The sequence below is a fragment of the Ensifer sp. genome, assembly GCF_031989085.1.
GTDB lineage: Bacteria > Pseudomonadota > Alphaproteobacteria > Rhizobiales > Rhizobiaceae > Ensifer.
This window is the reverse complement of the sequence record NZ_DALZXU010000021.1, coordinates 1-1,789: the sequence shown is the minus strand read 5'-3', so window position 1 is coordinate 1,789 and position 1,789 is coordinate 1. Positions and strand designations below refer to the sequence as shown.

Annotated in this window: 2 protein-coding genes; both read left to right on the top strand. The window is 66.2% G+C overall.

From position 1 onward, the window contains the following. A partial coding sequence (locus RTP54_RS30960; RefSeq protein WP_312367895.1) for a M10 family metallopeptidase C-terminal domain-containing protein occupies nt 1–485 on the top strand: 485 nt, incomplete at its 5' end. 45 nt (nt 486–530) lie between these two features. Then, the coding region (locus RTP54_RS30955) for an HlyD family type I secretion periplasmic adaptor subunit (protein WP_312367893.1) at nt 531–1,789 on the top strand (1,259 nt) is incomplete at its 3' end.

The window sequence follows — 1,789 nt, the reverse complement described above, 5'->3', positions numbered from 1 at the left end:
GCGGCACGGCCGAAGGTGCGGAGATCGGTTCGGATCTCCTGACCTCGATCGAGGCGGCGATCGGCGGCGATGGCGATGACGTGCTCGTTGCCAGCGACGCCGTCAACTTCCTCGCCGGCGGCGACGGCGCCGACATCTTCGTCTTCCGCACGCTGGCATCGCTTGCCAATGGCGGCGGCGGACGCGACGAGATCGGCGACTTCCAGGTCGGCGACCGCATCGACCTGTCGAATATCGCCGAAGCCATCGGCGGCCTGGTCTTCGGCCAGTTTACCCCGGAAGGCCAGACGCCACCGATCCACCAGATCACCTTCTACCACGAGGCGTTTTCGGGCGGCGAGCGCACCGTCGTGCGCGCCGTCTTCGACCTGGAGCGCGACGAGGATCTGCAGTTCCTCATCGCCGGCCGCCACATGCTCACCGAACAGGATTTCATCCTGGCGGCAAGCGAAAGCCCGGCCGACCAGCCCAGAGACACCGTCTGAACGACCATAAACTCAATTGTCACGCGTTATCGGGAGAAGAAGACCATGAACACCACGGACAACGCCGCAACCACGGGCGCTCCATCCGCCGCAAAGCCGGCCGCAAAGCCGCAGTTCGGCATCACCTCGCGCATCGCCGTCTCGGCGGTCTTTGCCGCGACCCTGGTGTTCGGCGTCGGCGGCTGGGCCGCCCAGGCGAAGCTGTCGGGTGCCGTCATCACCCAGGGCCAGGTCGCCGTCTCCCAGCAGGTCAAGCTGATCCAGCACCGCGACGGCGGCATCGTCTCGGCCATCCCCGTCAAGAACGGCACCCATGTCAGGAAGGGCGACGTGCTTTTGCAGCTCGACGAGACCCAGACCCGGGTCGAGCTGTCGATCGTGCGCGGCCAGTTGCAGCAGTTCTACGCCATGCGCGCCCGGCTGACGGCCGAGCGCGACGGCGAAACCTCCGTCGCCTTCGACGGTCTCGACGTGCCGGAGATCCTGAAGGTCAGCGAGGCCAAGCTGTTTGAGGCCAACCGGCGGATGATCACCAGCCAGGAAGAACAGATGCGGCTGCAGATCGCCCAGTTCGAGGAGCAGATCCGCGGGCTGAAAGCCCAGTCGGGCTCCAGCGACAAGGAGAAGGAGATCGTCGAGAAGGAACTCGTCAAGCTCGACACGCTTCTGAAGAGCGGCCTGGTGCCGATCTCCGAGCACCGCGACCTGTTGCGGCAGATGGCCCGCATCGACGGCTCCAAGGGCGAGTTGCTCGCCCGGATCGCCGAGGCGCTCGGCCAGATCAGCGAGCTGCGCATCAAGCTGATGTCGATCGACCAGAACAACCGCAAGGAAACGCAGGGCCAGATCGTCGGCATCGAGGCCAAGATCGCCGAACTGACCGAACGGGCGGTGGCGGCCAAGGACCGGCTGTCGCGCATGGAGGTACGTGCCCCGGTCGACGGTCTCGTCTACGACCTGCAGATCCACACCATCGGCGGCATCATCGCGCCGGGCGCCACCGCCATGTCGATCGTGCCCGAGGGCGAGGACCTGACGGTGGAAATCCGCATACCGCCGGCCGATATCGACCGCATCGCGCCCGGCCAGGAGAGCCGCATGCGCTTTACCGTCTTCAACCAGCGAACGACACCGGAACTCGATGGCCGCATCGACGTCGTCGCTGCCGCCACCACGCTCGACCGCAACACCGGGCAGCCGTTCTATCTGGCAACCGTCGCCATCACCGAGCCGCTCGACAAGCTCGGCGGCCGCAAGCTCATGCCCGGCATGCCGGTCGAGGTCTTCGTCCAGACCGACGAGAG